This window comes from Photobacterium andalusiense, from assembly GCF_900185625.1.
Lineage (GTDB): Bacteria > Pseudomonadota > Gammaproteobacteria > Enterobacterales > Vibrionaceae > Photobacterium > Photobacterium aquimaris.
The window spans coordinates 1-744 of sequence record NZ_FYAJ01000052.1; the positions used below are offsets into that span (position 1 = coordinate 1).

The 744-nt window shown below is 38.4% G+C and carries 1 protein-coding gene; it reads right to left on the bottom strand.

Going from position 1 to position 744, the window contains the following annotated elements; all coding sequences use genetic code 11:
• Positions 1–200 precede the first annotated feature (200 nt).
• Positions 201–539, bottom strand: a complete 339-nt coding sequence (locus tag PAND9192_RS20385; protein WP_087853608.1) for a cytosolic protein — start codon at positions 537–539, stop codon at positions 201–203.
• Positions 540–744: the final 205 nt, after the last annotated feature.

Here is a 744-nt window from a genome sequence, read left to right on the forward strand (position 1 = left end):
ATGAACAATAGCGTAATACGTAACATGAGTGGCGATTTATTTCAGGCGTTAGCATAGTCGATGTGCTAACGTTTTTTTGTTTTGAGGAAATCTATTTAAGTAAATATATGGCTGTCCAATGTTCTTCTTGAGGTAAAAACGAAGATAAAATTCAAGTTTTTCTTTGCTAATGCTTTTTATCTCACGTTACTGAATAATTTTCAGTCCATGCGAGTAATAAAGGTTTGCTCGTCATCCACAAAAGCCACAAAGCTACCGTGATAGATAAACACTCGACCACGACCTTCAACTACGCAAGCAAGTTGTGGACTCAAATCTTGTTGATTATTTTGAGATTGAAATATACCTGTATCGGTGATTACGCCGCTAAGTGTCGGCAAATATCCATAACTGCGCTTAGCTTGATCTATTAGACTCAATTCGCTGGCAGTAGAGAAGTAACTGGGGATTGCACCGGCATCTTCGACAAATAAAGATTTCAGTTCTTCAAAAGCGGTGATCACCAACCAGTCGATGTCGTTAACGTGATGGATAAACATAGAGTTTCTCGATAATTCTGATGCACAGATTCTATCACTATTAGAGGTCGAATTGGGGACAGAACATAGGACAGCCACATCCTTGCACATTAACCATGAGCTACTACAGTTAAAATTCAAGTTGCTTATGGTTTAACTAATGACAATCTCAAGACGAAAATTGATCGAACCTCAAATCACGCCGTTTTATCATGTGATTAACCGC

Bases quoted from the DNA above. Each gene is read 5' to 3' on its own strand.
- PAND9192_RS20385 (WP_087853608.1), bottom strand. From the start codon at position 539: ATGTTTATCCATCACGTTAACGACATCGACTGGTTGGTGATCACCGCT.